The sequence below is a fragment of the Streptomyces sp. NPDC091416 genome (assembly GCF_044756845.1).
Classification (GTDB): domain Bacteria; phylum Actinomycetota; class Actinomycetes; order Streptomycetales; family Streptomycetaceae; genus Streptomyces.
On sequence record NZ_JBIVTU010000006.1, the window covers coordinates 63,126 to 88,064 of the forward strand.

The window sequence follows — 24,939 nt, forward strand, 5'->3', positions numbered from 1 at the left end:
GACGGGCCTCAGTCCGTCGCGCACGCGCCGCCCGGGACCTCCCGCGACCGTGAGGCCATCACCGCGATGTCGTCCTCGGCGCCCGGGCCGAACCGCTCCAGCACCGCGTCCAGCAGTTCCTCCAGATCGCCGCTCTCCGGCAGGCCCAGTCCGCTGAGCCTGCCGACGGACACGTCGATGTCCTCGCCGCGCCGCTCCACCAGTCCGTCGGTGTACATGAACAGCACGGTTCCCGGTCCGCACTCCAGCCTCGTCGTCCGGTAACCGCCGAACCCGGTGCCCAGCGGCGGGCCGGCGGGCACGTCGGCGAGCCAGGTCCCGGCCGGGCCGGGATCGATGAGGACGGGCGGCAGATGGCCGGCGCTCGACACCTCGCAGAGCCCGCCGGACCGGTCGACCACGGCGAGCAGACAGGTCGCCGCCCGGTCGAGCCCGGACCGTTCGACCATCCGGTCGAGCTGCTCCAGGATGCGGTGCGGCGGCAGTTCCTCGTCGGCCAGCAGCCGCAGCAGCGAGCGGTAGTGGCTCATCGCGACGGCCGCCTCGACGCCGTGCCCCATCACATCGCCCATCGCCTTGAGATGACGGCCGTCGGGCAGCGGGATGACGTCGAACCAGTCGCCGCCGACCAGCACGCTCCGGTCGGCCGGCAGATAGCGGGTGGCGACCTCGATGTGCGGGTGCGGCGGGCGCGGCTCGGAGAGCAGGGAGCGCTGGAGCTCCAGGGCGATGGTGTGCTCGTGGGTGAAGCGGCGCGCGTGGTCGAGGTCGACGGCGACCCGGCCGGCGAGCTCCCGGGCGACCACCACGTCCTCGTCCGTGAAGACCGGTGAGTCGCCGGCCCTGACCAGGCCGAGGACGCCGATCGGCTCGCTGCGCACGGCCACCGGCACGATGACCGCGGAGTGCATTGCGAGGGCCCGGTAGGCGGCGACCCGTTCGGGTGAGGGCGCGGAGAGGCCCAGCTGCTCGTCGCTGGTGAGGTTCTCCACGACGGGCTGGTTGGCGGCCAGGCAGCGCGGCACGGCCGCGGTCTCCTGGTAGTCGACGTAGTCACCGGGCCCGCCGAACCGGGCCAGCCGGTCGCGCAGCCACGGCACCGCCGCGACCGCGGCCCGCCGCAGCCGGACCACGCCCGGCGGCGCGGGGCGCACCGGCGGGGCGACGTCCCGGGGGAAGACCTCGACGGTCGCGAAGTCGGCGAGCGCCGGGACGACGAGGTCGACGAGTTCCGCGCAGGTGGTGTCCATGTCGAGCGTGGTGCCGATCCTGGTGCTCGCGGCGTCCAGGAGGTTCAGGTGGCGCTGTGCCTGGGCCAGCCGGCGCTGGTCCTCGTCGGAGGCCTTGACCTCCAGCACGATCCCGGCGACGCCCACGACCTGGCCGGCCACCTCCAGCCGGTGGTAGGCCCCGTGCCAGTAGCGCGTGGCGCTGCCGGCCGCGGCGGGGGTCCGGCCGCTGGAGGTGATCTCGCGCGCCCGGCCGTCGGCGAGGACCGCGCGCATCAGGTCCTCGCGCGCGTCGACCTCGGGGAGCACCTCGGAGACCGTACGGCCCAGATGCGCGGCGGCCGGGACGCCGTTGAGCCGTTCGAGGGCCGGGTTCACGTAGAGGTAGCGCAGCCGCGTGTCGAGGACGCCCACCCCGGCCGTGGTGCCGTCGATGAGGGCCGCGAGCGCCACGATGTCGAGCGGCGACGGGATGTCGGCGTGCGCATCGGCCAGCAAGGCAACCTCCTGGGGCAGGGCGCGGGCCGTCCGGCTGCCCGGCCCTTCATCGTCGGACGGCCGCACCGCCACCGCATCCGCAGGCCGCCCGCCGCACCGTCAGTGCAACGGCATCGCACCCCCGGTCTCCGGCTTCCCCCGGGGCACCAGCGCCGCGGAGACGACCGCGCAGCCGCCCGCCGCCACCGCGCACACGAGGAACGCGTCCGCGAAGCCGGTCACCGTGCCCGCCGCGCCGCCGATTCCGGCGGCGGCCACCGCGGACACGACCGCCACCCCGACCGAGCCGCCCACCTCGTGGAAGGTGTTGACCACGCCGGACGCGAGCCCCGCCTCCTCGTGCGCGACCAGGCCGAGCGCCGTCGTGGTGGCGGTGACGAACACCGCCCCGAGCCCGGACGCGGCCACCGCCAGGCCCGGCAGCAGCACCCCGTACACACTGCTGTCCGCGTCGATCCGGGTGAGCGGGACGCAGGCGGCTGCGGCCGTCAGCATCCCGCCGACCGCGGTGACCCGGCTTCCCGCCGACGTGACGAGCCGCGAGCCCAGGTGCGCGCCCGCGCCGACGGCGACCGCCACCGGCAGGAAGACGAGTCCGGTCCGCATGGCCCCGAAGCCGCGGCCGTGCTGGAGGTAGACCGAACCGAGGAAGAAGAACGCGATCAGCAGTCCGGTGGCGATCAGCATCAGGAACGCCCCGGCGAGCACCGGGCGCCGGGTGAACATCCGCAGGTCCATGAGCGGTTCCCGGGCCGTCCGTTCGACCGCCGCGAACCCGGCGTACAGCACCGCGGCCGCGGCGAGCGACAGCAGGGTGGCGGGGGCGCCCCAGCCGCCGTCCCCGGCCCCGACGAGGCCGTGGATCAGCGCACCGGTACCGGCCGTGACGAGCAACGCCCCGGGCACGTCGAGCCGGGCCGGGGGCCGGGGCGCGCCCGGCGGTACGACGACGGGGAGCGCCGCCAGCAGGGCCAGTCCGACGGGCACGTTGACGTAGAAGACCCAGCTCCATCCGGGTCCGGCGGCCAGCGCACCGCCCACCAGCACCCCGACGGCCGATCCGGTGCCGCCGATCGCGGCCCACACCCCGAGCGCCCTGTTGCGTGCGGCGCCGTGGAAGGACGTGGTGACGAGCGAGAGCGCCGCCGGTGACAGCAGGGCGGCGCCCACGCCCTGTGCGATCCGGCCGCCGATCAGCACGGACGCGCTTCCGGCGAGCCCGGAGACCAGCGAGGCGGCGGTGAAGACGGTGAGGCCGGCGAGGAGGGTGCGGCGGGCGCCGAGGGTGTCGGCGAGGCGTCCGCCGAGCAGCATCAGCCCGCCGAAGCAGAGGGTGTACGCGGTGACCACCCAGGTCAGCGCGGTGCGGTCGAGGTGCAGGTCGGCGGCCATGCCGGGCAGCGCGACATTCACCACGGTGACGTCGAGCACCAGCATGAACTGGGCCGCGCAGATCAGCGCGAGCATCGTCCCGGGCCTGCGGACGCCGGGCGGACGGTGGTGGCCGGCGGGTGGAGGGCCGGCGTCGTGGGCGGAGGTCTTCGGGGTCGTGTCATGGCTCATGAACTGAACTGTACGGACCAGTTCATATGAACTCAACCGTTCAGTTCAGGTCACTGTTAGCATCGCCCGATGGACTCCAGGCCCCGCCCCACCGGACCCCGCGCCGACGCCAAACGGCAGGCCATCGTGCAGGCGGCCCGGGAGGCGTTCCTCCGCGACGGGTTCGGCGTCGGCATGGACACCATCGCCGCCGGGGCGGGCGTCTCGAAGGTGACCGTCTACAACCACTTCGGCAGCAAGGAAGCGCTGTTCACCGCGGTCGTCGCGGGTGCGCTCGACGAACCGCTCGACGGCGCGTCCACGACGGCGCTCGCCGCCCTCGCCGACGCCCCCGACCTGCGGGCCGCGTTCATCGACGCCGCCCGGACCTGGGTGGCGGCCGTGCGCGGCAACGCCGACGTCATCGCCCTGCGCAATCTGGTGGCCGCCGAACTGCACCGCTTCCCGGAGATCGCGCAGGCCTGGCAGGGCCACGGCCCCGAGGGCCACCACCCCGCCGTCGCCGACGCCCTGCGCGAACTGGCGGGCCGCGGCCGGCTGCTCGTCCCCGACCTGGAGACGGCGATCATCCAGCTGTACGCGCTGCTGGTCTTCCCGCACCTCGTCTTCGGCTCGTACGGCACGACGATCGACGACGACGCCACCGACCGGCTGATCACCCACGGCGTGGACATGTTCCTGGGCTACTACACCCCGCCCGTGCCGCCCGAGGCGTAGGACCCGGGCGGCAGCACCCGGTCCAGCTCCACCGTTCCCTCCTCGGCCGCGGCCCCCGGCGGCAGCCGCAGCGCCTCGGCGACGGGACCGGGCAGGGGCGCACGGTCCAGCAGTCCGGCGACCAGAGCGGCCGTCAGGCGGTGCCAGGCTCCGGCGCGCCGGAGCATCGCGTGGTCGCCGTCGGGCACGGTGACCAGACAGGTCCGCGCCCCCGCCTTCCTGGCCCGTTCGGTGAGTGCGCGGGAGTCCGCCGGGTTCGTGACCCGGTCGCGGGTTCCGTGCACCAGGACGACGTCCCGTCCGGCGAGCTGGGTGATCCGGTCGCCCGGCGGGCACCACGGGGCGAGGCCGACCACACCCCGTACCAGCGGATGTCCGGCGGCGGCCAGGGCGGCCCGGCCGCCCATCGAGTGCCCGAGCAGCACGACCGGGATCCCGCCCGCCGTACGCCGCAGGACGTCCAGGGCACGTACGGCATCGTGCAGCGGATCCTCCCGGTCCCCGTTCCACCCCCGGTGCCCGTACCGGACCGCCCGCACCAGCACCTCCCCGGGCAGCGCGCGCCGCAGGACGCGTGCGAACGGCCGCATCCGCACCGCGGGCAGGTTGAGCGGGCCGGGCGGCGGCACCCCGAGACCGGTCTCCCGGCCGCCGTGCAGCAGGAGTACCGCGGCCTCCGGCGGGCCTGATTGCGTCATGTGTACCTCCGGGTGCGGTGATCGGATCCGTAACGAGCATGCTGTACGGGCACGGTCAGCACCCGCACGCAGCGCCGCTCCCCCAATTGCCGGACCCGCAAAGGACTTCACATGGCAACCTCACCCGTCGTCGGCCAGCAGATCCAGGACTTCACGCTCCCGGGAGGCGTCCTGGACGGGGAGAGCTTCGCCCGCCGCGACTACACGCTCTCCGCCGCCCGGGGCCGCGCCCTCGTCCTCGCCTTCTACCCCGGCGACAACACGGCCGTGTGCACCAAGCAGCTCTGCTCGTACTCCTCGGGCATGGAGACCTTCGAGGGGCTCGACGCGGAGGTCTGGGGCATCAGCCCGCAGGACGTGGACAGCCACGAGTCGTTCGCCCGCACCCACGGGCTGCGGATGCCGCTGCTGGCGGACGCCGGCCGGGCGACGGCCCGGGCGTTCGGGGTGGCGGCGCCCGGGATCGGGGTGCGGCGCGCGGTCTTCCTGATCGACGGCGAGGGCGTGCTCCGCTGGAAGCACGTGGCGCTGCTGGGAGCCACCTTCCAGTCGCTGGACACGCTGGCGGAGCGTTTGTCCGGCATGGGTAACAGGTAGAACTCTGCCGGGATACGGCAGTGTCGGCGGTCGGGGATGTATGGGACCATCCAGCCAGTTCGACGGAAAACTACGGGGGATTCCGGCAGCCGGGAGGAGTGACCGCGTGACCCTGTTTCTCGGTCTCGGAATTGCGGGAATCGCGCTGCTCGCCCTGTCGCTGATCTTCGACGGGATCCTCGAAGGGCTCTTCGGGGGCCTGTTGGAAGGTCTCTTCAGCGGACTGGTCTCCCTTCCGGTGATCGCCGGCTTCCTCTCGATGCTCGGCTTCGGCGGCGCCATCGTGCTCGGCACGACCGGCGCCGGCACGGTCGCCGCCACCGCGGCGGGCGCGCTCGCCGGCCTGGTCGCGGCCTGGCTGACCTGGAAGTTCAGCCGGGCCCTGATGCGGGATCAGACCGACGCCACCCCACGGGACGAGGACCTCGTCGGCACGTCCGGCTCCGTGGTCACGGCCATTCCGGCCGACGGCTACGGGGAGGTGCTGGTGCACCTGGGGGGCCAGCGCGTGAAACTCGCGGCGAAGAGCCCGGTACCGGTCGCACGGGGAGCCGAGATCTGGGTCGAGGCCACGCTCTCGACCACCTCGGTCTCGGTCCGTCCCGTCGAACGCTGAGCCGGTCCACCGGCCCGCACGCCACCGCTCGCCACAGAACTGCCGTCCCCGGTCGGGAGGCAGAGGGGGACAGCCCTATGAGTCCAGTCCTGATCGCCATCGTCGGAGTCGTCGTACTCCTCTTCCTGCTCGCCCTCGCCGTCATCACCCGCTACAAGGTCGCCGGACCCAGCCAGGCGTTCATCATCACCGGACGCCGCGGCAAGAAGTCCGTGGACCCGGTGACCGGGCGGTCCAGCATCGACAACAGCGGCCAGAAGGTCGTCGTCGGCGGCGGCGTCTTCGTGGTGCCGTTCGTCCAGCAGAAGTTCACCCTGGACCTCTCCAGCCGGCACATCCCCGTCGCCGTGCGCGGGGCCGTCACCCTGCGCGGGGTGAAGTCCAACCTCGAAGGCGTCGCGATCGTCAAGGTCGGCGGCAGCGAGGACGCCATCCGGGCCGCGGCCCAGCGCTTCCTCCAGCAGCAGGACGGCATCGTCGGCTTCACCCAGGAAGTGCTCTCGGGTGCGCTGCGCGCCATCGTCGGCCGCATGTCGGTCGAGGACATCATCCGCGACCGGGCCGCGTTCGCCGGCCAGGTCGCGGAGGAGGCCGAGGCCAGCCTGTCCGGCCAGGGCCTGATCCTGGACGCCTTCCAGATCCAGGACATCACCACCGAGGGCTCCTACCTGGAGGACCTCGGCCGCCCGGAGGCCGCCCGCGCCAAGCAGGAGGCCGACATCGCCGAGGCCATCGCCCGGCGCGCCTCGGAGCAGGCCCGGCTGAAGGCCGCCGAGGAGATCGCCATCGCCGAACGGACCTTCTACCTCAAGCAGGCCGAGATCAAGGCCGAGACGGAGGCCGCCGCCGCGAGGGCGAACGCCGCGGGTCCGCTCGCCGAGGCCGCGCGTCAGCAGGAGGTCCTCACCGAGCAGGAGAAGGTCGCCGAGCGCCAGGCCGCCCTGACCGACCGCGAGCTCGACACCAAGGTCCGCAAGCCCGCGGACGCCGCGCGCTACCAGGCCGAGCAGGAGGCGGAGGCCCGCCGCATCGCCCAGGTCAAGGAGGCCGAGGCGGACGCCGAGCGCTCCCGGCTGACCGGCCAGGGCGAGAAGCTGCACCGTTCCGCGCTCGCCGACGCCGTGCGCATCGAGGGCGAGGCCGAGGCCGCGGCCATCGCCGCCCGCGGTTCGGCCGAGGCCGAGGCCATGCAGAAGAAGGCGGACGCCTTCGCCCAGTACGGCGACGCGGCCGTCCTCCAGATGCTCGTCGAGGTGCTCCCGCAGGTCGTCGCCAAGGCGGCCGAGCCGCTGAGCGCCATCGACAAGATGACCGTCATCTCGACGGACGGCGCGAGCCGGCTGTCGCGCACGGTCACGGACAACGTCGCGCAGGGCATGGAGCTCCTCAGCTCCACCACGGGAGTCGACCTCGCCGCCCTGCTGCGGAACCTCAAGGGCGCGGACCCCAAGCCCGAGGTCCCGGCCCAGCAGGACACCGCGGCCGAACCGAACGGCAAGATCGAGATCAGCGGCTGACGCCCGGCCCGACCCCGCGTGCCCGGCCGGTTGCGCACCGGCCGGGCACGCGTGCGTACAGGGGCCGGAAGACCGGCCACGAAGGCGGCGGGACCCTCCGGATATGGTCATGCGGAGCTAAAGAGATCGCCAAGGACATCAGAGACGCACACCGCGCTCCTCGGGAGGAAGCCATGGGAACCCACCGCACCACACTGCCCGGAGTCGGTGTGCAGTACGACTACACCACCGAGTCGGGCCAGCACATCTCCGTCGTCGTCCACCACGACGGGCGCCGGTTCATCGGCTTCTACGACCAGGACGACCCCGATTCCTGTCAACTCTCCGTACCCCTGACCCCACAGGAGGCGACCGGTCTCGCCCACCTCATCGACGCGGCGCCGATCGACGCCGTGCGGACCGAGGGCATCGACCTGGTCACCGAGCACATCCCGCTCGGGACGCGCTCCCCGTACGGCGGCCGGCTGCTCGGGGACACCCGGGCACGGACCCGGACCGGGGCCTCCATCGTGGCGGTGCTGCGGACCCACAGCGCGCATCCGTCACCCGGGCCGGACTTCCGGCTCGCCATCGGGGACACGCTCGTCGCCGTCGGTACGAGGGAGGGCGTCGACACGCTCTCCGAGATCATTGCGGAGGGCTGACCGTGCACGACACGACCGCACTGCTGGTGGAGCTCGGCTCCGTCATCCTGGGACTGGGCATCATCGGCCGGTTCGCCGGCCGCGTAGGACTCTCGCCCATCCCGCTGTACCTGCTGGCCGGGCTCGCCTTCGGCGAGGGCGGGCTGCTGCCGCTCGGGGCGAGCGAGGAGTTCACCGCCGTGGGCGCCGAGATCGGCGTCATCCTGCTGCTGCTCCTGCTCGGCCTCGAATACAGCGCCTCCGAACTCGTCACCAGTCTCAAGACCCAGTACCCGTCCGGCGCCGTGGACTTCGTCCTCAACGCGACCCCCGGCGCCGTCGCGGCCCTGCTGCTCGGCTGGGGACCGGTGGGGGCCGTGGCCCTGGCCGGGGTCACGTGGATCTCCTCGTCCGGGGTGATCGCCAAGGTCCTCGCGGACTTGGGCCGGCTCGGCAACCGGGAGACTCCCGTCATCCTCGGCGTGCTGGTCATCGAGGACCTGTCGATGGCCGTCTACCTGCCGCTCCTCACCGCGATGCTCGCCGGTGTCGGCTTCGCCGGTGGCAGCATCGCGCTGCTCGTCGCGCTCGGCACCGTCGGCTTCGTGCTCTACCTGGCGCTGCGGCACGGGCGGCTGATCAGCCGGGCCGTGTCCTCCGACAACCCGGAGATGCTGCTGCTCGTCGTGCTCGGGCTGACCGTGCTGGTCGCCGGCGTGGCCCAGCAGTTGCAGGTGTCGGCGGCCGTCGGGGCGTTCCTCGTCGGCATCGCGCTCTCCGGTGAGGTCGCGGAGGGCGCGCGCAAGCTGCTGACCCCGCTGCGGGATCTCTTCGCCGCCGTCTTCTTCGTGTTCTTCGGGCTCTCCACCAATCCCGCGGAGATTCCGCCGGTGCTGCTGCCGGCCGCGCTGCTGGCCGTCGTCACCGTCTTCACGAAGATCGCCACCGGCTGGTACGCGGCCCGGCGGGCCGGCATCGGATCGCGCGGGCGCTGGCGGGCGGGCGGCACGCTCGTGGCCCGCGGCGAGTTCTCCATCGTCATCGCCGGACTGGCCGTGGCCACCGAGCCCCGGATCGGGCCCATCGCCACCGCGTACGTCCTCATCCTCGTCATCGTGGGCCCGCTCACCGCGCGCTGGACCCAGCCGGCGGTCGAGCAGATCCGGAAGTGGCGCGGCAAGGGCGACGGCCCGGCCGGCCCGGCCGACACGGGCCCCGTCGCACAGGCGCGCACCCCGCAGGAGCAGCCGGAGCTGGCCGCGACCGCGGACACGCCCTAAGCGATCTCGCCGGGGGCGGGGAGGTCGGGCGCCCAGCCCAGGGGGTAGGCGTCCGCGCCGCCCCCGGGCACGGCCGGTTCGCCGCCCGCCGCGGTGAACGCCGTCAGCGCCTCGATCAGCGCGGTGCACTGCTCCGGCGCGAGGCGTTCGACGATGGCGGCGATCTCCCCGCGGCGGGCCGAGGTGACGTCCTCCACCAGCCGGAAGCCCTCGGGCGTCACCCGCAGCGAGGTCTCCCGGCGGTTGGCCGGGTTGACCTGCCTCTCCGCCAGACCGGCGGCGATCAGCCGGTCCACCATGCGCATCGCGGTCGAGGGGTTCACGCCCAGCCGTTCGGCGAGCGAGACCAGCTTGGCGTCCCCGTGCGTGGCGAGCACCACGAGCAGCCGGAACTGGGGCAGCGTCACCCGGTCCTCGACCGTCGCCAGCGAACGGGCGGACACCGCCACCAGCAGCCGCGACGCCGTGAGCACCGCGCGCGTCACCGCGTCGACGTCGTCCCGGCCCGGGGCGGACGGTCGTTCCTCAGATGACTGTTCGTGCGCGGCCATGCCTCTTTGTACCGTGCGGAACGGCTGTACCCATATTCCGACCGTACGGGGCGGCCGTAACGTTATTCCTGCCGCCCGGGACGGCCGTACCCGAATCGGGGGCCGTCTGCGGCCGACGGGCCCGTCAGGCCTTGCGGGCCAGCAGGTACACCTCCTTGAACTGCCGCCGGTCGGCCGGCTGCGGCTCGCGCACCATCCGGGCCGTCTCGGCCAGCCCGGCCGTGCGCAGCAGCGCGGCGAGGTGATCGGGCCACCACCGGTGGGCCGGCGCCACCGCGTGGTCGAAGACCTGCGTCGGGTGCGCGGGGCCCTCACTGGCGGAGAAGCCGATCAGCAGGTGACCGCCGGGGGCCAGGACCCGGCAGAACTCCGCCAGGATGCCGGGAAGCTCCGGGGGCGGTGTGTGGATGACGGACCAGCGGGAGAGAACGCCGCCCAGCACGCCGTCGGCGATGTCGAGCGCGGCCATGGAGCCGATGTCGAACCGCAGGTCCGGATGGGCGTGCCGCGCCGCTTCGATCATCGCGGAGGACGCGTCCACACCGAACACGGAAAGACCCAGGGTGTCCAGATGGGCAGTGATGTGTCCGGGTCCGCATCCGAGATCCGCAACCTGCCCGTCCCCGTTCGCGCGTACGTGCTCGGCGAAGGCGCCCAGCATCGCGCGGTCCAGCGGACGGTTGCGCAGTTCGTCGCAGAACAGCTCGGCATAGGTGCGGGCGGCGGCGTCGTAGGCCTCGCGGGTCGCCGTGAGGACATCGTGTTCGACCATGGCCGAGACCCTAGGCCGTGTCCGCTCGCTCCGGGGGCGTACCGAAGCCGAAACGGTGTCGAACCGTCACCGAATCCATGGCATAGGACCATGACACCTACCTTTGGACTGTGCAACGTTTGCACAGTGATGTCTGAACCCTCGCCTCAGCCCGGCCCGCAGCGTCCGCCCCTGCCGACGGGACTGCGGCGCGCCGCGGTCCGGCTGCCCGTCCACATGTTCCGCGCGGGGCTCGGACCGTTGTTCCGGGGCCGTCTGCTGCTGCTCGTGCACACCGGGCGCACCTCGGGCCTGCCCCGGCGGACAGTGGTCGAGGTCGTCGAATCCATGACGGCGGACGGCCGGCGGAGCTGGACGGTGGCCTCGGGCTTCGGACCGGGCTCCGACTGGTACCGCAATCTGCTCCGTACGCCGCACGCCACCGTTCAGGCCGGACGCGGCTTCCACGCCGTGACGGCGTACTTCCTGCCGGCCGAGGAGGGCGGCGAGGTGATGACACGGTACGCGCCCCGCCACCCCAGGACCGCCCGCCGGCTCTCCGCGTTCATGGGGTTCACGGTCGACGGCGGTACGGAGGACTACCGGCGGGTCGGCGAGTCCATCCCGTTCGTCCGGCTGGTGGAGAGCCCCGGGCCCGGGCGCTGAGCCCGGGCGGCGGCCGTCTCAGGCCGGAGCCGCCCCGGTCTCCTCGACCAGGTGGGGGCGGGGTGCCCCCCGGCGGTAGAGGATCGCCGTGACCAGCAGGCCGATGGCGAAGAAGCCCGCCGACCACCAGTACGCGGTCGAATAGCTCTCCAGCTGGGCCTGGGCGAGGGCGTCCGGCGTCGGTTTGCGGCCCACCAGGTAGTCGGTGGCGGCGCTGGTGGCCAGGGTGTTGAGCAGCGCCGTACCGATGGAGCCGCCCACCTGCTGGCTGGTGTTGACCATCGCCGAGGCCACTCCGGCGTCCCGCGCCCCCACTCCGGCGGTGGCCAGGTTCATCGCCGTGGCGAAGACCATGCCCAGCCCGAGACCCATGCAGAGCAACGGCGGCAGCACATGGGCGAGATAGCCGCTGCTCAGGTTCAGGGTGGTCAGCCACATCATGGCGGCCGCCGCCAGGCCCATGCCGAGCGGCACGATCGGTTTGGCGCCGAACCGCGGCACCAGCGAGTTGGTCGTCGTCACGGACGCCACGATCATGACGGCGACCATCGGCAGGAAGGCGGCGCCCGTGGAGACCGGCGAGTACAGCAGGCTCTTCTGGAGGTAGTACGTCAGGAACAGGAACACGCCGAACATGCCGGCGCCGGAGATGAACATGCCGAGGAACGAGGCCGCACGGTCCCGGTCCAGCACCACGCGCAACGGCAGCAGCGGGTGCTCCGCCCGGGTCTGCCACCACGCGAACGCGACGAGCAGCACCGCACCGGCCAGCAGGAACCCCCAGGTCTGCACCGAACTCCAGGCATGCGTCTCGGCGTTGGAGAACCCGAACACGATGCAGAAGAGCCCGGCGGAGACCAGCAGGGTCCCCGGGATGTCGAGCTTCGGCCGGTCCGCCGGCGCACCGGCGGTGAGCAGGCGCGCGCCGCCGACGAAGGCGACGAGCGCGAACAGCAGGTTCACGTACAGGCACCAGCGCCAGTCCAGGTACTCGGTGAGCACCCCGCCGAGCAGCAGCCCCACCGCACCTCCCGCACCCGCGATGGCGCCGTAGATCCCGAACGCCTTCGCCCGCTCCTTGGGCACGGTGAACGTCGTCGTGAGGAGCGAGAGCGCGGCCGGGGCGAGGAGCGCCCCGAACATGCCCTGGAGGGCCCGGGCCAGCACGAGGACCTCGAAGCTCGGAGCGGCGCCGCCGATGGCCGAGGCGACCGCGAAGCCGACCAGACCGGTCAGGAACACCACCCGGCGGCCGACCAGGTCGGCGATGCGTCCGCCGAGCAGCAGCAGAGAGCCGAAGGCGAGGGCGTAGGCCGTGACGATCCACTGCCGGTTCCCGTCGCTGAAACCGAGGTCCTGCTGGGCGGAGGGCAGCGCGATGTTCACGATCGTCGCGTCGAGGACGACCATCAGCTGGGCCAGCCCGATCACGCCCAGCACCCACCACCGGTGGGCGGGCCCGCGCTCCTGTCCGGGCGCGGCCCGGGACGCCGCTTCGGTGGCCACCCGCCCCCGTCCGCCGTTCTCGGAGGGGTCCCCTGCCTGACGTGAATGACGGGCCATGGTGCGGATCTCCCTCACTGCACACGACACCGGAATCCCCCGGGTGATCACGCTAGGCGGAGCTCGGCCTCCTCGCATGCGGGGAGGGTCGCCGCCGGGAAACGCTGCCGGAACCCGGCAGGGGCGAGGACGGCGGAACACCGCTCGCGGGCCGTACGGGGACGACGGGACGCCCGCCCGCGTGCCGTACGGGAGACGGCGGAACACCGCCCGCGGCCCGTACGGGAGACGGCGGGACACCGCCCGCGGGCCGCTGCACAGCAGCGGCAGGGCTCAGATCTCCTTGGCCGGCCAGTCGAGCAGCCGGGCCCCGATCACCGCGGTCTGAAGGGTGTAGCGGTGCATCGGGTCGGACGGGTCGGAGCCCGTGAGCTGGTGGATCCGCTCCAGCCGGTACGTCAGCGCCCGCACGCTCAGCGCGAGGCGCCGGGCCGTCTCGGCCGCGACACAGCCGGCGTCGAAGTACACGGAGAGCGTCTTCAGCAGCGGCTCCGCGCCGCCCCGCGCCTGCTGGAGCGGGCCGAGCTCGCTGCGCACCAGGTCGGCCATCGCCTGCCGGTCCCGGGTCAGCACGGGATAGACCAGCAGATCCGCGGCGAACAGCACGGGGTCGTCCAGATCCATCCGGTCCGCCAGATCGAGCGCGTCCAGCGCCTCGTCGTACGACTGGACCACACCGCCGGGCCCCCGGTGGGCCCGGCCGATCGCCACCCGGCCGCCGTCCGTCGCCGCGTGCGCCTGCTTGGCGAAGTACCGCAGGACATCGGGCTGGCTGCCGGGGGCGATGCAGATCAGCCGGCCGCCCTTCGTCGTGAGCAGGATCTTGCGTCCGCTGAACCGGGCCAGCAGCGCCGACTCCACCTGCCGTGTCACGGCGTCGGTCTCGGTGTACGCCTCCGGGCCCGACGCCACCGCGACGGCGTGGGCGCGGGAGAGCCGCAGCCCGAACCGGGTGGCGCGCTCGGCGAGCCGGCCCAGGTCGCTCCGTCCGTACAGGAGGTCGTCGATGAACTCCCGGCGGGCCGCCTCCTCCCGCCGGACGGTGAGGCGCTGGGCCCGCTCGAAACCCTCGGCGAACGCGTCGACCGTCTGCTCCACGGCGGCCAGCACGCTCTCGGTGGACGCGGCGGTGGCGGCCGGCGTCGCCCCGGGACCGGCGGACGGCCAGGAGGCGCGGGCCTCGGCCAGATGCATCCGGACCAGGGCGCGCAACTGGTGCCCGGCCTCGGCCGCCTGCCTGCCGAGGGTGCGGCGGGTGTCGAGCTCCTCCCGGGTGAGCCGGCGGCCCGAGACGGCGACCTCGCCCAGGATATGGGCGTAGCCCTCCAGAAAACCGTCGGGAATCACCGGTTCCGCCACGCCCCGCCTCCACTCCTGATGCGTCCTTGATATTTACACAACGCATACGCGCGCATGCCGGTGCCCGGCATCGAGCACGGAGAAAGATTGCCGGAGTCCGGCAATGCGGCCAACCGTGTGCGGATGACACGATCCTGTCAGCACCAACCGGGGGACCACGGGGGAAACACGGGGGTGCAGGGGGCGGGGGAAGACCCGGCTGCCGCGGTGTCGTTGGGACGGCGCCGCGGCTCCGGGGTCACCGCCGGCCCCGCGACACGCACCGGCTCAGCCGCCGGTACAGCGGGCAGGGGGTGGACCGATGCAGGAGTTTCTGACCGCGACGCAGTCCTTCCCGGCCGTGCTCTTCTCCGCGGCGCTGGTCGTCGTCATCGCCTTCTGGCTGCTCGTCCTGGCCGGTGCGGCCGATCACCACTCCTTCGACGCGGACCTCGACACCGATTTCGCCGGCATCGGCGGCGTGCCCGTCACCGTCTCGGTCTCCGTGATGGTGGCCGTGGGCTGGTTCTCGGCGCTCACCGGTTCGGTCCTGCTCCACCGCAGCGGCGCCACCGGAACGGTCCGGGCCGCGCTCGCCTTCGGCGTCCTCGCCGGCGCGCTGCTGGCCGCCTGGGCCGTGGTGCGGCTGCTGGTGCACCACTTCCGCCGTTTCTTCGCGGACCAGCCTCCTCCATCGCGCCAGGACTTCCTGGGGCGGGTCTGCACGATCCGTACCGGCTCGGTCGGCACGGACTTCGGTCAGGCGGAGGTCGCCGCGGCCGACGGATCCACCGCGATCGTGCAGGTACGCCAACTGGCGCCGGCCGACGACGCGCTGTCGGCGGGAAGTCCGGGACTGCTGTACGCGTACGACGACGCGGGCGAGTTCTTCTGGGTCTCCCCGTACGACCGTGCGCTCGACCCGGGACCGCCGCCGGCCCTGCCGCGTACGCACCGCCGTACGCCGCCCCGCCCCACCGCCTGATCCGGGCGCCCGCGTCCCCACCACGCCCCGGGCCGCTCCGTGCTGCCCGGATCCGGCCGGGGCCGCACACCTCTCCTTCTTCTCCTGTCCGCACCACCAGCCGCCAAGGACTGTCATGGAAGCCATCTCCTTGGGCCTCGGCCTGATCGTCGCCGTGGTCCTGCTCATCGCGATCGCCCTGCTCCTGGTCGTCACCCGGCTCTTCCGCAAGGTCGAGCAGGGCAAGGCCCTGATCATCTCCAAGACCAAGAAGGTCGACGTGACCTTCACCGGCGCGGTCGTCCTGCCCGTGCTCCACAAGGCCGAGTCCATGGACATCTCGGTGAAGACCATCGAGATCCGCCGCACCGGGCGCGAGGGCCTGATCTGCCAGGACAACATCCGCGCCGACATCCACATCACGTTCTTCGTCCGGGTCAACAAGACGGTCGAGGACGTCATCAAGGTCGCCCAGGCCATCGGCACGGAACGGGCCAGCGACAAGGTGGCGATCCAGGAGTTCTTCGCCGCGAAGTTCTCCGAGGCGCTCAAGACCGTCGGCAAGCAGCTGGACTTCGTCGACCTCTACACCAAGCGCGAGGAGTTCCGGGACCGGATCATCCGGGTCATCGGCACCGACCTCAACGGCTACCACCTCGACGACGCGGCGATCGACTTCCTCGAACAGACCCCGATGGTCCAGCTGGACGGCGCCAACATCCTCGACGCACAGGGCATCCGGAAGATCACCGAGCTGACGGCGATCGAGCACGTACGGACCAACGAGTTCCAGCGCACCGAGCAGAAGGAGATCACCCGGCAGGACGTCGACGCCCGGGAGACCATCCTGGAACTGGAGCGCCGGCAGGCCGAGGCCGAGATCAAGCAGCGCCGCGAGGTGGAGACGCTGCGCGCCCGCGAGGAGGCGGTCACCGCCCGGGTCCAGGAGGAGGAACGCCTGGGCGCGCAGGCCGCGTTCATCCGGACCGAGGAGCAGCTCGGCATCCAGCGGGAGAACCAGGCCCGGGAGATCGCCGTCGCGCAGAAGAACCGCGAGCGGGTCATCGCCGTGGAGAACGAGCGCATCGAGAAGGACCGCATGATCGAGGTCATCGGGCGCGAGCGGCAGACCGAGCTCAACCGCATCGCCGCGACGAAGGAGGTCGAGGCGGAGCGCCGCGAGGTCGCCGACGTCATCCGCGAACGCATCGCGGTGGACCGTACGGTCGCCGAGCAGGAGGAGTCCATCAAGACCCTGCGCACCGTCGAGGAGTCCGAGCGCACGCGCAAGTCCGTGATCATCGCCGCGGAGGCGGAGGCGCAGGAGCAGCTGGTCAAGGACATCAAGGCGGCGGAGGCGGCCGAGGCGGCAGCCGCGCACCGGGCCGCCGAGCAGCTGACGCTCGCGGAGGCCCGGCTGAAGACCGCGGACCTGGACGCCCGGGCCAAGCTGCGGCTGGCCGAGGGGGTCCAGGCGGAGGCCGCGGCGCCCGGGCTCGCGGACGTACAGGTGCGGGACGCGGCGGCCGAGGTCATCGAGAAGACCGGCCTGGCCGAGGCCGGGGCGACGTCCGCCCGGCTCAGGGCCGAGGCGGAGGGTTCCCGGCTCAGGGCGCTAGCGGCGGCCGAGGGCACCCGGGCCCAGGCGACGGCCGACGCGGCGATGATCGGCGAGAAGCTGAAGGCGGAGGCGGCGGGGCTCACGGACAAGGCGGCCGCGATGGCGGCACTGGACGACGCTTCGCGCGGGCACGAGGAGTACCGGCTGCGGCTGGCCGCGGAGAAGGAGATCCGGCTCGCGGGCCTCGATGTCCAGCGTCAGGTCGCCGAGGCGCAGGCGACGGTGCTGGCCACGGGCCTGGAGAACGCCGACATCGACATCGTCGGCGGGGAGTCGGTCTTCTTCGACCGGCTGGTCTCGGCCGTCTCCATGGGCAAGAGCATCGACGGATTCGTCGAGAACTCCGACACGGCGAAGGCGCTGGGCGGCGCTTGGCTGAACGGCACGTCGTCGTTCACGGACGACATGACGCGGGTACTGGGGTCGGTGACGTCGGGCGACGTGCAGAACCTGACGGTGTCGGCGCTGCTGATGCGGATGATGGCCGCGCCCGGAGCCGGCGGCGGTCCGGGGGCGGACCAGCTCCGCCAGTTGCTGGACCACGCGCGGTCCCTGGGCCTCGCGGACGCCCCGATCACCCCGATCCCGGCCCCGGCGCCGGCCTCGGCCCCGGCCTCGGCCCGGAACGGTACGCCGGTGGGGTAGGCCAGGGCCCAGTGCCCTCAATCGCCGGGCGGGCCGGTCCGGGCCGGACCGGCCCACTGGAAGCGCCTCCGGGCACGGCCCGTCCTCACAGGCCAGGCGGGCTGAAAGCGGCCGCACCGCCGGAATGCGGCCGGCCCGGATCGCTCACCGGCGGGCTCACGTCAACGGCAGGCGCATCCAGGCCCGTCCGGCGATCGAGGACGGACCGCACACCCGGGCCCACCCGCACACCACGACAACGCCCGCGCCCCGAGCCCGTCCGGCGACCGAGGACGCCCCCGGGCCACGCCCGAACCCGAGGCCACGCCCGAGCCCGTCCGGCGATCGAGGACAGTCGCCGGCCGCGGGACACACATCCGCCCCGTAAGGAGCCGCATGGACACCGCCACCCCGCCGACCCCGGACGGCCACGGCCCCGAGGACGGGGTCTACGACGTGCTGCGGCGGCGGCTCCGCGCCCAGGCCGCCGAGCTCACGCACCGCGCCGAGGCGCTCAACGCGCGGCGGACCGAGGAGTTCGGCTCCACCGGGCTCCAGCTGCTCGGCAGCGAGCAGGTCAGGACGGCGCAGCCGTCCACCGCCCGCGACCTCGTCGCCATCGGCGGACAGCTGCTGTTCGGCTTCGCGCGCGGACCCGGCCGGAGCGACGATCCCTCGGTCGACGACGTACTCGCGGCATTCGGACCCGAGTTGACCGCCGCCACCGCCCCGCTCCTCGCCGACGAGGCGTTCGTGCGCGAGTTCCGCGGCCTCCACCGCTACTACCGCGACGCCCGCCTCCTGCGGCTGCGCCGTACCCACGGACGGCTCCTCGCCGTCTTCCGTACCGGCGAGAACGCCGAGGACATCCGCGTCCTGCGCTGGGCCCTGGCTGCCGACGGTTCGCCCGGCGCCTTCCTCGACGCCCGCGGCGACCGCGACCACGTGTTCCCGCCCTCGCACGACTTCACCTGGACGGTCGCGGGCCGCGAGGACCACGTCGCCGGCCGCCACCCGCACATCGCCATCGGCGCACGCGGCACCGGGGACGGCGACCGCGCCCCGCTCCGCCTCTCCACGCTCGGCGGGCATCTCACGCTCAGGACCGCCGACGACACGGAGACCCCGGACGGGATCTACCGCGAACCGGTCGACGAACCCCTCCAGTCGCTCGCCGACGCCGAGGTCGCGTACGCGGAGACCGGGCCGCTCGTCCTGCTCCGCGTCCGGCCGTACAAGGAGGAGACCTGGCGTCATCTCGTCTTCAACCGGCTCCTCGGCACCGTGCGGCGGCTGGACGGGATCGGTCCCTCCTGCCATCTGCTCCCCGAGGACCAGGGGATCATCTTCCCCGGCGGCTACTACCTGACCGCCGGCACCGCGAAGACCTTCGACATCGCCGAACCCCTCACCGACCCCGTCTTCGAGGGTGCCGTCCGCTCCCCGAACGGCGAGGACGTCCTGTACGTGTTCCGCTCGCGGGAGGACGGGCGCAGCCTGCTGCTCCCGTACAACGTGATCCGGCAGGAGGTCGCCACCCCGCTCCAGGGCCGCGGCCACGCGCTGCTCGACGACGGCACGCTCGTGCTCCTGCGCGACCCGCTGGAGGGCAGGGACGCCGGACCGGCCCGCGTTCACCCGGTGCAGCGCTGGCGCACGCCGTACGTCTCCGACACCTTCGCCGCCTCCCGCCCGTCCGGGACGGGCCCGCTCGCCCGCGTCGGCAACGCCGACCTGGTGCGCGGCATCTCCGACTGCCTCGCACTCGCGCAGAGCGCCGAATCGAGCACCCCCACGGCCGCCGTCTACGCCCGGCTGCTGGCCGACTGCTCCCGCGCCACCGACCGCTACCACTGGCTGGACGAGAGCGAACTCGGGCTCCTCGGGGAGCCGTTGGCGGCGCTCCGCGACACCGCACAGCACGTGCTCGCCGAGTTCGACGCCGTGCGGGAGCAGACCCGCGACGCAGCCGACGCCCTCACCGAGACGGCGGACCGGATCGCCGTCCTGGTCCGCCGGGTCCGTGGCGAGGCGCCCCGGACGGCCGCCGAATGGGTCGAGCGGCTGACCGAACTGCGTTCTGCCCAAGGCCACTTGGCCACCCTCGCCGAGATGCGGTACGCGGACACCGGACGGATCGCCGAGCTCACCGCCGCCACCGCGGAGGACATCGCCTCGGCGGGCAGGCGCGCGGTCGCGTTCCTGGCCGGGGACGACGCGTTCGCCGACTACCACGAGGACGTCGCCCGCCTCACCGAGCAGGCCGCAGCTCTCGCCACCGTCACCGACGCCACCGCGCTCGGCGAGCGGCTCGCGGCCATGACGGACGGGCTGTCCACGGTGTCGGACGTCGTCACCGGCCTCGACATCGGTGACGGTGTGGTCCGCACCTCGATCCTGGAGCGCATCGCGGGCGTCCTCGGTGGGGTGAACCGGGCCCGTGCCACGCTCGACGCCCGCCGCCGCGCCCTGCTCGACCAGGAGGGCCGGGCCGAGTTCGCCGCCGAGTTCGCACTGCTGGGGCAGGCCGTCACGGCCGCGCTGGCCGCCGCGGACACCCCGGACGCCTGTGACGAGCAGCTCGCCCGGCTGCTGCTCCAGCTGGAGAACCTGGAGGCGCGGTTCGCCGAGTTCGACGACTTCCTGACCGAGCTGGGCGAACGGCGGACGGAGGTGTACGAGGCGTTCTCGGCCCGCAGGCAGACGCTCCAGGACGCCGTCGCCCGCCGGACGGAGCGCCTCGCCGCCTCCGCCGCCCGGGTGCTGGAGACCGTCGCCCGCCGCAGTTCCGCACTGGCCGACGCGGACGCCGTGCACACCTACTTCGCCTCCGACCCGATGGTCGCCAAGGTCCGCCGCACCGCCGGGGAGCTGCGCGGGCTCGGCGACACGGTCAGGGCCGAGGAGCTCGACGGGCAGCTGCTGGCCGCCCGCCAGGAGGCGGGCCGGGCCCTGCGTGACCGCAGCGAGCTGTACGCCGACGGCGGGTCGACGATCAGGCTGGGCCGGCACCGGTTCGCGGTGAACACCCAGCCGTTCGAGCTGACGCTGGTGCCGCAGGGCGAGGGGCTCGCGTTCGCCGTCACCGGAACCGACTACCGGGCCCCGGTCACGGATCCGGACTTCGCCGCCACCCGCCCGTACTGGGACCAGCCGCTGCCCTCCGAGTCCCCGTCCGTCTACCGGGGCGAGTACCTGGCCGCCCGGCTCCTGGCCGAACACGGCGCGGACTCGCTGAGCTCCCTGGACGACGGTGAACTGGGCTCACTCGTACGGGAGTCGGCTGCCGCCTCGTACGACGAGGGGTACCAGCGCGGGGTCCATGACGACGATGCCGCGGCGATCCTCGCCGTGCTGCTGCGGCTGCACGCGTCGGCCGGGCTCCTGCGCTGCCCGCCCGCCGTCCGGGCCGCCGCCCAGCTGTTCTGGGCGTACGGGACGGACGACGCGCGCCGGACCTCCTGGACCCGCCGGGCCCGCTCCCTGGCACGCGCCCGCGAGACGTTCGGCCTCGGCCCGGCCCTCGCCGCGCTCCAGGAGGAGTGGGCGGCGGTCATCGCCGGGGACGGCTCCCGGGCCGTCGCCGCGTACCTCTTCGAGGAGCTGACGAGCGGCCCGGACGGCTTCGTCACCGCCGCACACGTCCGCACCTTCCTGGACAAGTTCCGCCGCACCACCGGCACTTCGGCGTACGACGAGGATCTCGCCGCTCTCGACGACGAGCTGCCGGCCCGCCGCCAGCTCGTCGAGGGCTGGCTCGGCTCGTACGCCCGGGCGAGCGGGGCGGACCTGACGGCGGACGATCTCGCGGAGGCCGTCGCCGTCGAGCTCTGCCCGGAGCCGGTCCTGGCCCGCTACGAGGACGACGCCCCGCTCACCGCGACCGTGGACGGCCTGCTCGGCGTCCACCCGCGCATCGAGCGAGGCCGGCTGACCGTCCGGATCGACGAACTCCTCTCCCGTACGCAGGAGTTCCGCATCTCGTCCGCCCCCGGCTTCCGCGCCTATCAGCGCCGGCGCACCGCCCTGGTCGCCGCCGAACGGACCCGGCTGCGGCTGGACGACCACCGGCCCCGGGTCATGTCGGCCTTCGTGCGCAACCGGCTGATCGACGAGGTCTACCTGCCGCTGATCGGCGACAGCCTCGCCAAGCAGCTCGGCACCGCCGACGCCGGCCGGCGCACCGACTCGCAGGGCCTGCTGCTGCTCGTGTCGCCGCCCGGCTACGGCAAGACGACGCTCATGGAGTACGTCGCCGACCGGCTCGGGCTGGTCCTCGTCAAGGTCAGCGGGCCGAACCTCGGCCACGACGTGACCTCGCTGGACCCCGCGCAGGCCCGCAGCGCGACCGCGCGCCAGGAGATCGAGAAGATCAACTTCGCGCTGGAGGCGGGCAACAACACCCTGCTCCACATCGACGACATCCAGCACACCTCACCGGAGCTGCTCCAGAAGTTCATCCCGCTCTGCGACGCCACCCGCAGGATCGAGGGCGTGCGGGACGGCGAGCCGCGCAGCCACGACCTGCGGGGCAAGCGGTTCGCGGTGTGCATGACGGGCAACCCGTACACCGAGTCCGGGGAGCGCTTCCAGGTCCCGGACATGCTGGCCAACCGGGCCGACGTCTGGAATCTGGGCGAGGTGCTGAGCGGGCGCGAGGACGTCTTCGCCCTGAGCTTCGTCGAGAACGCGCTGACCGCCAACCCGGTGCTGGCGCCGCTCGCCGGCCGGTCCCGCGAGGACCTCGCCCTGCTGCTGCGGCTCGCCTCCGGCACCGACGCCACCGCCCGCGCGGACCGGCTCCACCACCCCTACGCCCCGGCCGAGGTGGACCGGATCACCGCCGTGCTCCGCCATCTGCTGCACGCCCGCGACACCGTCCTCGCGGTCAACGCCGCGTACATCGCCTCGGCCGCGCAGACCGACGCGACGCGCACCGAACCGCCCTTCCGGCTCCAGGGTTCGTACCGCAACATGAACCGCATCGCGGAACGCATCGTGCCCGTGATGAACGACGCCGAACTGTCCGCCGTCATCGACGACCACTACACGGGCGAGGCCCAGACGCTCACCACGGGCGCCGAGGTCGCCCTGCTGAAACTCGCCGCCCTGCGCGGAACGCTCGGTCCCGGCCAGGCGGAGCGCTGGGCCGCCGTCACCGCCTCGTACGTCCGCGGCCAGGCACTCGGCGGTCCCGACGGCGATCCGCTGACCCGCGCGGTGGCCGCGCTCGGGCTGCTCGCGGACCGGATCGCGGCCGTCGAGACGGCGATCAGCAGGGCCGCCGACCCACGCCACCTGCTCTCCCGCCCACCGTCCGGAACGAACGCCGGAACCCACTCCGGAACTCCCTCCGCGCAACCCTGCGCAACACACGAGGACCACTGACCGCACGGATCGACGGAAGGGAGCAAGGCATGCTGGGACATGTGCCTCCTCTACCCCAGCAACCCCAACGCTCCCCGTTCTCCGGACACATGGTCGTCTGCGGCGACGACGCGCTCGCCCAGCGCCTCGCGGTCGAGCTGCGATACGTCTACGGGGAGCGGGTCACCCTGGTCCTGCCGCCGGAACGCGGCACGGCCGGACCGGACGCGCCACTGACCGGGCGCGGCCGGGCGGCGGCCCTGTTCGGCCGGATGTCGTCGGCGATGAGCCGCAACGGGGACAACGGCGCCGGGAACGGGGCCGGGGACGGCGACACCAATGCCGGAGTGGAGGCGGTCCGTATCCTCCAGGCGGCCGAGCCCTCCGACGAGGCGTTCGAGGACGCCGGCGTCGGCACCGCCGCCGCGCTGGCCCTCGTCTACGACGACGACGAACGCAACATCCGCGCCGCGCTGACCGCCCGCAGGCTCAACCCCCGTCTCCGGCTGGTGATCCGGCTCTACAACCGCAAGCTCGGCCAGCATCTGGAGACGCTGCTGGACCAGGCGGCCGCCGTCGCCTCGCCCGGCATCGACCAGACCGTGCTGGACGCCTCCACCACCGTCCTGTCCGACGCCGACACCGCGGCGCCCGCCCTCGCCGCGACCGCGCTCTCCGGGTCCAGCAAGGTGATCCAGGCGGAGGGCCTGCTCCTGCGCGCCGCCGAGCGCACCCCGCCCCGGGACGGCCGGGCCGTCCGCCCGGCCCTGTGCACGCTGGCCCTGCTCTCCTCCACCACCCATGACCCGGCCGGGACCGAGGGCTCCGACAGCAGCGGCGACGAAGGACCCCGGCTCCTGCCCGACCAGGCGGAGGTGGCCGCCGCGAGCGGGCGCGGAACGATCGTCCTGGAGGCCGTCAGCCGGCCGGGCCCCACCGGCCGCGAACGCCGGATGGGAGGCCGGGGCGCGCCGCTGGGCCAGGTCTTCTCGCGGCGGCTGCGCTGGTCCGCGCTGGGCGTCGGCGTGGCGGTCCTGGGCCTCGCGGTGGCCTCCACGTTCACCACCGGGGACGAGCCGGTGCACGCCGCGTATCTGACCCTGCTCGACCTGTTCGCGATGGGCGACCCGGCCATCGGGGACCCGACCGCCCGCCAGGTCATCCAGCTCCTGTCCGGGGTCGCCGGACTGATGCTGCTGCCCCTGCTGGTGGCCGCGGTGCTGGAGGCGTTCGGGTCACTGCGCACCGCCTCCGCCCTGCGCCGGCCGCCGCGCGGTCTGTCGGGGCACGTGGTGCTGCTCGGTCTCGGCAAGATCGGCACGCGCGTCCTCGTCCAGCTGCGGGAACTCGGCATCCCCGTGGTGTGCGTGGAGGACGACCCGGACGCCCGCGGCATCCCCGTGGCGCGGCGGCTGCGGGTGCCGGTGGTCCTCGGGGACGTCACGCAGGAGGGTGTCCTGGAGGCCGCGAAGATCCGGCGTTCGCGCGCGCTGCTCGCCCTGACCAGCGTCGACACCACGAACCTGGAGGCCGCGCTGTACGCCCGCTCGGTCAAGCCGGACCTGCGGGTGACGCTGCGGCTCTTCGACGACGAGTTCGCCACCGCCGTCTACCGCACCCTGCGCACCGCCCACCCCCAGGCGCTGACCCGTTCCCGGTCGGTCTCGCATCTGGCGGCGCCTTCGTTCGCCGTCGCCATGATGGGCCGGCAGATCCTCGGGGCGGTGCCGGTCGAGCGGAAGGTGATGCTGTTCGCCGCGGTCGAGGTGGCCGGGCACTCGCAGCTGGAGGGCCGGACGGTCGAGCAGGCCTTCCGGGCCGGGGCCTGGCGGGTCCTCGCCCTGGACGTGGCCCGGCCCGCCGACCGCCGTCCGGACCTGGCCACGCCGGGCACGGGAGAGGGCGCCGAGGACCGGCCGGCCGGGCTGGTCTGGAACCTGCACCCGGGTTACGTGCTCCAGCCCACCGACCGGGTCGTCATCGCCGCGACCCGCCGCGGCCTGGCGGAACTCCTGCGCAGACGAGGATCGTTGACCCGGCACTGACGCCGGGCAGGGCCGGGCGCGCCGCGACATCCGGGTGCCCGGCCCCGCCCGGCCTCCTGCTCCGGCCGCCATGGGCATCGGACCGGAGCCGCGTCTCCCCCACGTCATCGG

General features: G+C 73.4%; 18 protein-coding genes. 11 read left to right on the forward strand and 7 right to left on the reverse strand.

From position 1 onward, the window contains the following. Positions 1-8: 8 nt before the first annotated feature. Together ACIQMX_RS19135 and ACIQMX_RS19140 are read right to left on the reverse strand one after the other, a co-directional pair. Positions 9-1,727, reverse strand: a complete 1,719-nt coding sequence (locus ACIQMX_RS19135; RefSeq protein ID WP_363068615.1) for a SpoIIE family protein phosphatase — start codon at positions 1,725-1,727, stop codon at positions 9-11. A 99-nt stretch (positions 1,728-1,826) separates the two neighbouring features. Continuing rightward, complete coding sequence (locus tag ACIQMX_RS19140) at positions 1,827-3,290, reverse strand: MFS transporter (RefSeq protein ID WP_363068613.1); 1,464 nt, start codon at positions 3,288-3,290, stop codon at positions 1,827-1,829. Between the two features lie 69 nt (positions 3,291-3,359). Here ACIQMX_RS19140 and ACIQMX_RS19145 point away from each other — a divergent pair, with 69 nt between their 5' ends. After that, positions 3,360-4,007, forward strand: a complete 648-nt coding sequence (locus tag ACIQMX_RS19145) for a TetR/AcrR family transcriptional regulator (RefSeq protein ID WP_363068611.1) — start codon at positions 3,360-3,362, stop codon at positions 4,005-4,007. Here the strand turns inward: ACIQMX_RS19145 and ACIQMX_RS19150 are convergent. Further along, on the reverse strand, positions 3,977-4,705 hold the full coding sequence (locus ACIQMX_RS19150) for an alpha/beta fold hydrolase (protein WP_363068609.1): 729 nt from the start codon (positions 4,703-4,705) through the stop codon (positions 3,977-3,979). The genes ACIQMX_RS19145 and ACIQMX_RS19150 overlap by 31 nt on opposite strands. 111 nt (positions 4,706-4,816) lie before the next feature. Here ACIQMX_RS19150 and ACIQMX_RS19155 point away from each other — a divergent pair, with 111 nt between their 5' ends. From ACIQMX_RS19155 to ACIQMX_RS19175, 5 genes are all read left to right on the forward strand, one after another. Next, positions 4,817-5,302 carry a peroxiredoxin gene (locus ACIQMX_RS19155; protein WP_363068607.1) on the forward strand — a complete coding sequence of 162 codons (486 nt, stop codon included), beginning with the start codon at positions 4,817-4,819 and terminating at the stop codon, positions 5,300-5,302. A gap of 106 nt (positions 5,303-5,408) precedes the next feature. Next, entirely contained in the window at positions 5,409-5,918 is a 510-nt protein-coding gene (locus tag ACIQMX_RS19160) for a hypothetical protein (RefSeq protein ID WP_402479570.1), read from the forward strand. A 77-nt stretch (positions 5,919-5,995) separates the two neighbouring features. Beyond that, on the forward strand, positions 5,996-7,435 hold the full coding sequence (locus tag ACIQMX_RS19165; RefSeq protein WP_363068603.1) for an SPFH domain-containing protein: 1,440 nt from the start codon (positions 5,996-5,998) through the stop codon (positions 7,433-7,435). A 173-nt stretch (positions 7,436-7,608) separates the two neighbouring features. Then, on the forward strand, positions 7,609-8,079 hold the full coding sequence (locus ACIQMX_RS19170) for a cation:proton antiporter regulatory subunit (RefSeq protein ID WP_148019850.1): 471 nt from the start codon (positions 7,609-7,611) through the stop codon (positions 8,077-8,079). Positions 8,080-8,081: 2 nt separating this feature from the next. Beyond that, a complete protein-coding gene (locus ACIQMX_RS19175) occupies positions 8,082-9,338 on the forward strand; it encodes a cation:proton antiporter (RefSeq protein ID WP_363068601.1) in 1,257 nt (418 codons plus the stop codon). Here the strand turns inward: ACIQMX_RS19175 and ACIQMX_RS19180 are convergent. Together ACIQMX_RS19180 and ACIQMX_RS19185 are read right to left on the reverse strand one after the other, a co-directional pair. Then, positions 9,335-9,889: a MarR family transcriptional regulator gene (locus ACIQMX_RS19180; RefSeq protein WP_363068599.1), complete on the reverse strand. Its 555-nt coding sequence runs from the start codon at positions 9,887-9,889 to the stop codon at positions 9,335-9,337. The two genes, ACIQMX_RS19175 and ACIQMX_RS19180, sit on opposite strands and share 4 nt — an antisense overlap. A 124-nt stretch (positions 9,890-10,013) precedes the next feature. Continuing rightward, positions 10,014-10,661, reverse strand: coding sequence for a class I SAM-dependent methyltransferase (locus tag ACIQMX_RS19185; protein ID WP_402479574.1), 648 nt, complete (start codon positions 10,659-10,661; stop codon positions 10,014-10,016). Positions 10,662-10,790: 129 nt separating this feature from the next. Here ACIQMX_RS19185 and ACIQMX_RS19190 point away from each other — a divergent pair, with 129 nt between their 5' ends. After that, entirely contained in the window at positions 10,791-11,306 is a 516-nt protein-coding gene (locus ACIQMX_RS19190; protein WP_363068595.1) for a nitroreductase family deazaflavin-dependent oxidoreductase, read from the forward strand. Between the two features lie 18 nt (positions 11,307-11,324). Here the strand turns inward: ACIQMX_RS19190 and ACIQMX_RS19195 are convergent, their stop codons facing one another. Beyond that, entirely contained in the window at positions 11,325-12,869 is a 1,545-nt protein-coding gene (locus ACIQMX_RS19195; RefSeq protein WP_402479577.1) for an MFS transporter, read from the reverse strand. A 273-nt stretch (positions 12,870-13,142) separates the two neighbouring features. Next, positions 13,143-14,228, reverse strand: a complete 1,086-nt coding sequence (locus ACIQMX_RS19200) for a PucR family transcriptional regulator (protein WP_402479579.1) — start codon at positions 14,226-14,228, stop codon at positions 13,143-13,145. Between the two features lie 301 nt (positions 14,229-14,529). Between ACIQMX_RS19200 and ACIQMX_RS19205 the strand changes: the two genes are divergently transcribed. From ACIQMX_RS19205 to ACIQMX_RS19220, 4 genes are all read left to right on the forward strand, one after another. Beyond that, on the forward strand, positions 14,530-15,192 hold the full coding sequence (locus ACIQMX_RS19205) for a hypothetical protein (protein WP_363068589.1): 663 nt from the start codon (positions 14,530-14,532) through the stop codon (positions 15,190-15,192). 115 nt (positions 15,193-15,307) lie between these two features. Then, complete coding sequence (locus ACIQMX_RS19210) at positions 15,308-17,437, forward strand: flotillin family protein (protein WP_402479584.1); 2,130 nt, start codon at positions 15,308-15,310, stop codon at positions 17,435-17,437. A gap of 375 nt (positions 17,438-17,812) precedes the next feature. Beyond that, on the forward strand, positions 17,813-22,804 hold the full coding sequence (locus tag ACIQMX_RS19215; protein ID WP_402479586.1) for a DNA repair ATPase: 4,992 nt from the start codon (positions 17,813-17,815) through the stop codon (positions 22,802-22,804). Positions 22,805-22,833: 29 nt separating this feature from the next. Continuing rightward, entirely contained in the window at positions 22,834-24,828 is a 1,995-nt protein-coding gene (locus tag ACIQMX_RS19220; protein ID WP_402479588.1) for an NAD-binding protein, read from the forward strand. Positions 24,829-24,939 lie beyond the last annotated feature (111 nt).

Coding starts and splice junctions, on each gene's coding strand:
- ACIQMX_RS19140 (WP_363068613.1), bottom strand. CDS start 3,290: ATGAGCCATGACACGACCCCGAAGACCTCCGCCCACGACGCCGGCCCT.
- ACIQMX_RS19145 (WP_363068611.1), top strand. CDS start 3,360: ATGGACTCCAGGCCCCGCCCCACCGGACCCCGCGCCGACGCCAAACGG.
- ACIQMX_RS19150 (WP_363068609.1), bottom strand. CDS start 4,705: ATGACGCAATCAGGCCCGCCGGAGGCCGCGGTACTCCTGCTGCACGGC.
- ACIQMX_RS19155 (WP_363068607.1), top strand. CDS start 4,817: ATGGCAACCTCACCCGTCGTCGGCCAGCAGATCCAGGACTTCACGCTC.
- ACIQMX_RS19165 (WP_363068603.1), top strand. CDS start 5,996: ATGAGTCCAGTCCTGATCGCCATCGTCGGAGTCGTCGTACTCCTCTTC.
- ACIQMX_RS19170 (WP_148019850.1), top strand. CDS start 7,609: ATGGGAACCCACCGCACCACACTGCCCGGAGTCGGTGTGCAGTACGAC.
- ACIQMX_RS19180 (WP_363068599.1), bottom strand. CDS start 9,889: ATGGCCGCGCACGAACAGTCATCTGAGGAACGACCGTCCGCCCCGGGC.
- ACIQMX_RS19185 (WP_402479574.1), bottom strand. CDS start 10,661: ATGGTCGAACACGATGTCCTCACGGCGACCCGCGAGGCCTACGACGCC.
- ACIQMX_RS19190 (WP_363068595.1), top strand. CDS start 10,791: ATGTCTGAACCCTCGCCTCAGCCCGGCCCGCAGCGTCCGCCCCTGCCG.
- ACIQMX_RS19195 (WP_402479577.1), bottom strand. CDS start 12,869: ATGGCCCGTCATTCACGTCAGGCAGGGGACCCCTCCGAGAACGGCGGA.
- ACIQMX_RS19205 (WP_363068589.1), top strand. CDS start 14,530: ATGCAGGAGTTTCTGACCGCGACGCAGTCCTTCCCGGCCGTGCTCTTC.
- ACIQMX_RS19210 (WP_402479584.1), top strand. CDS start 15,308: ATGGAAGCCATCTCCTTGGGCCTCGGCCTGATCGTCGCCGTGGTCCTG.
- ACIQMX_RS19215 (WP_402479586.1), top strand. CDS start 17,813: ATGGACACCGCCACCCCGCCGACCCCGGACGGCCACGGCCCCGAGGAC.
- ACIQMX_RS19220 (WP_402479588.1), top strand. CDS start 22,834: ATGCTGGGACATGTGCCTCCTCTACCCCAGCAACCCCAACGCTCCCCG.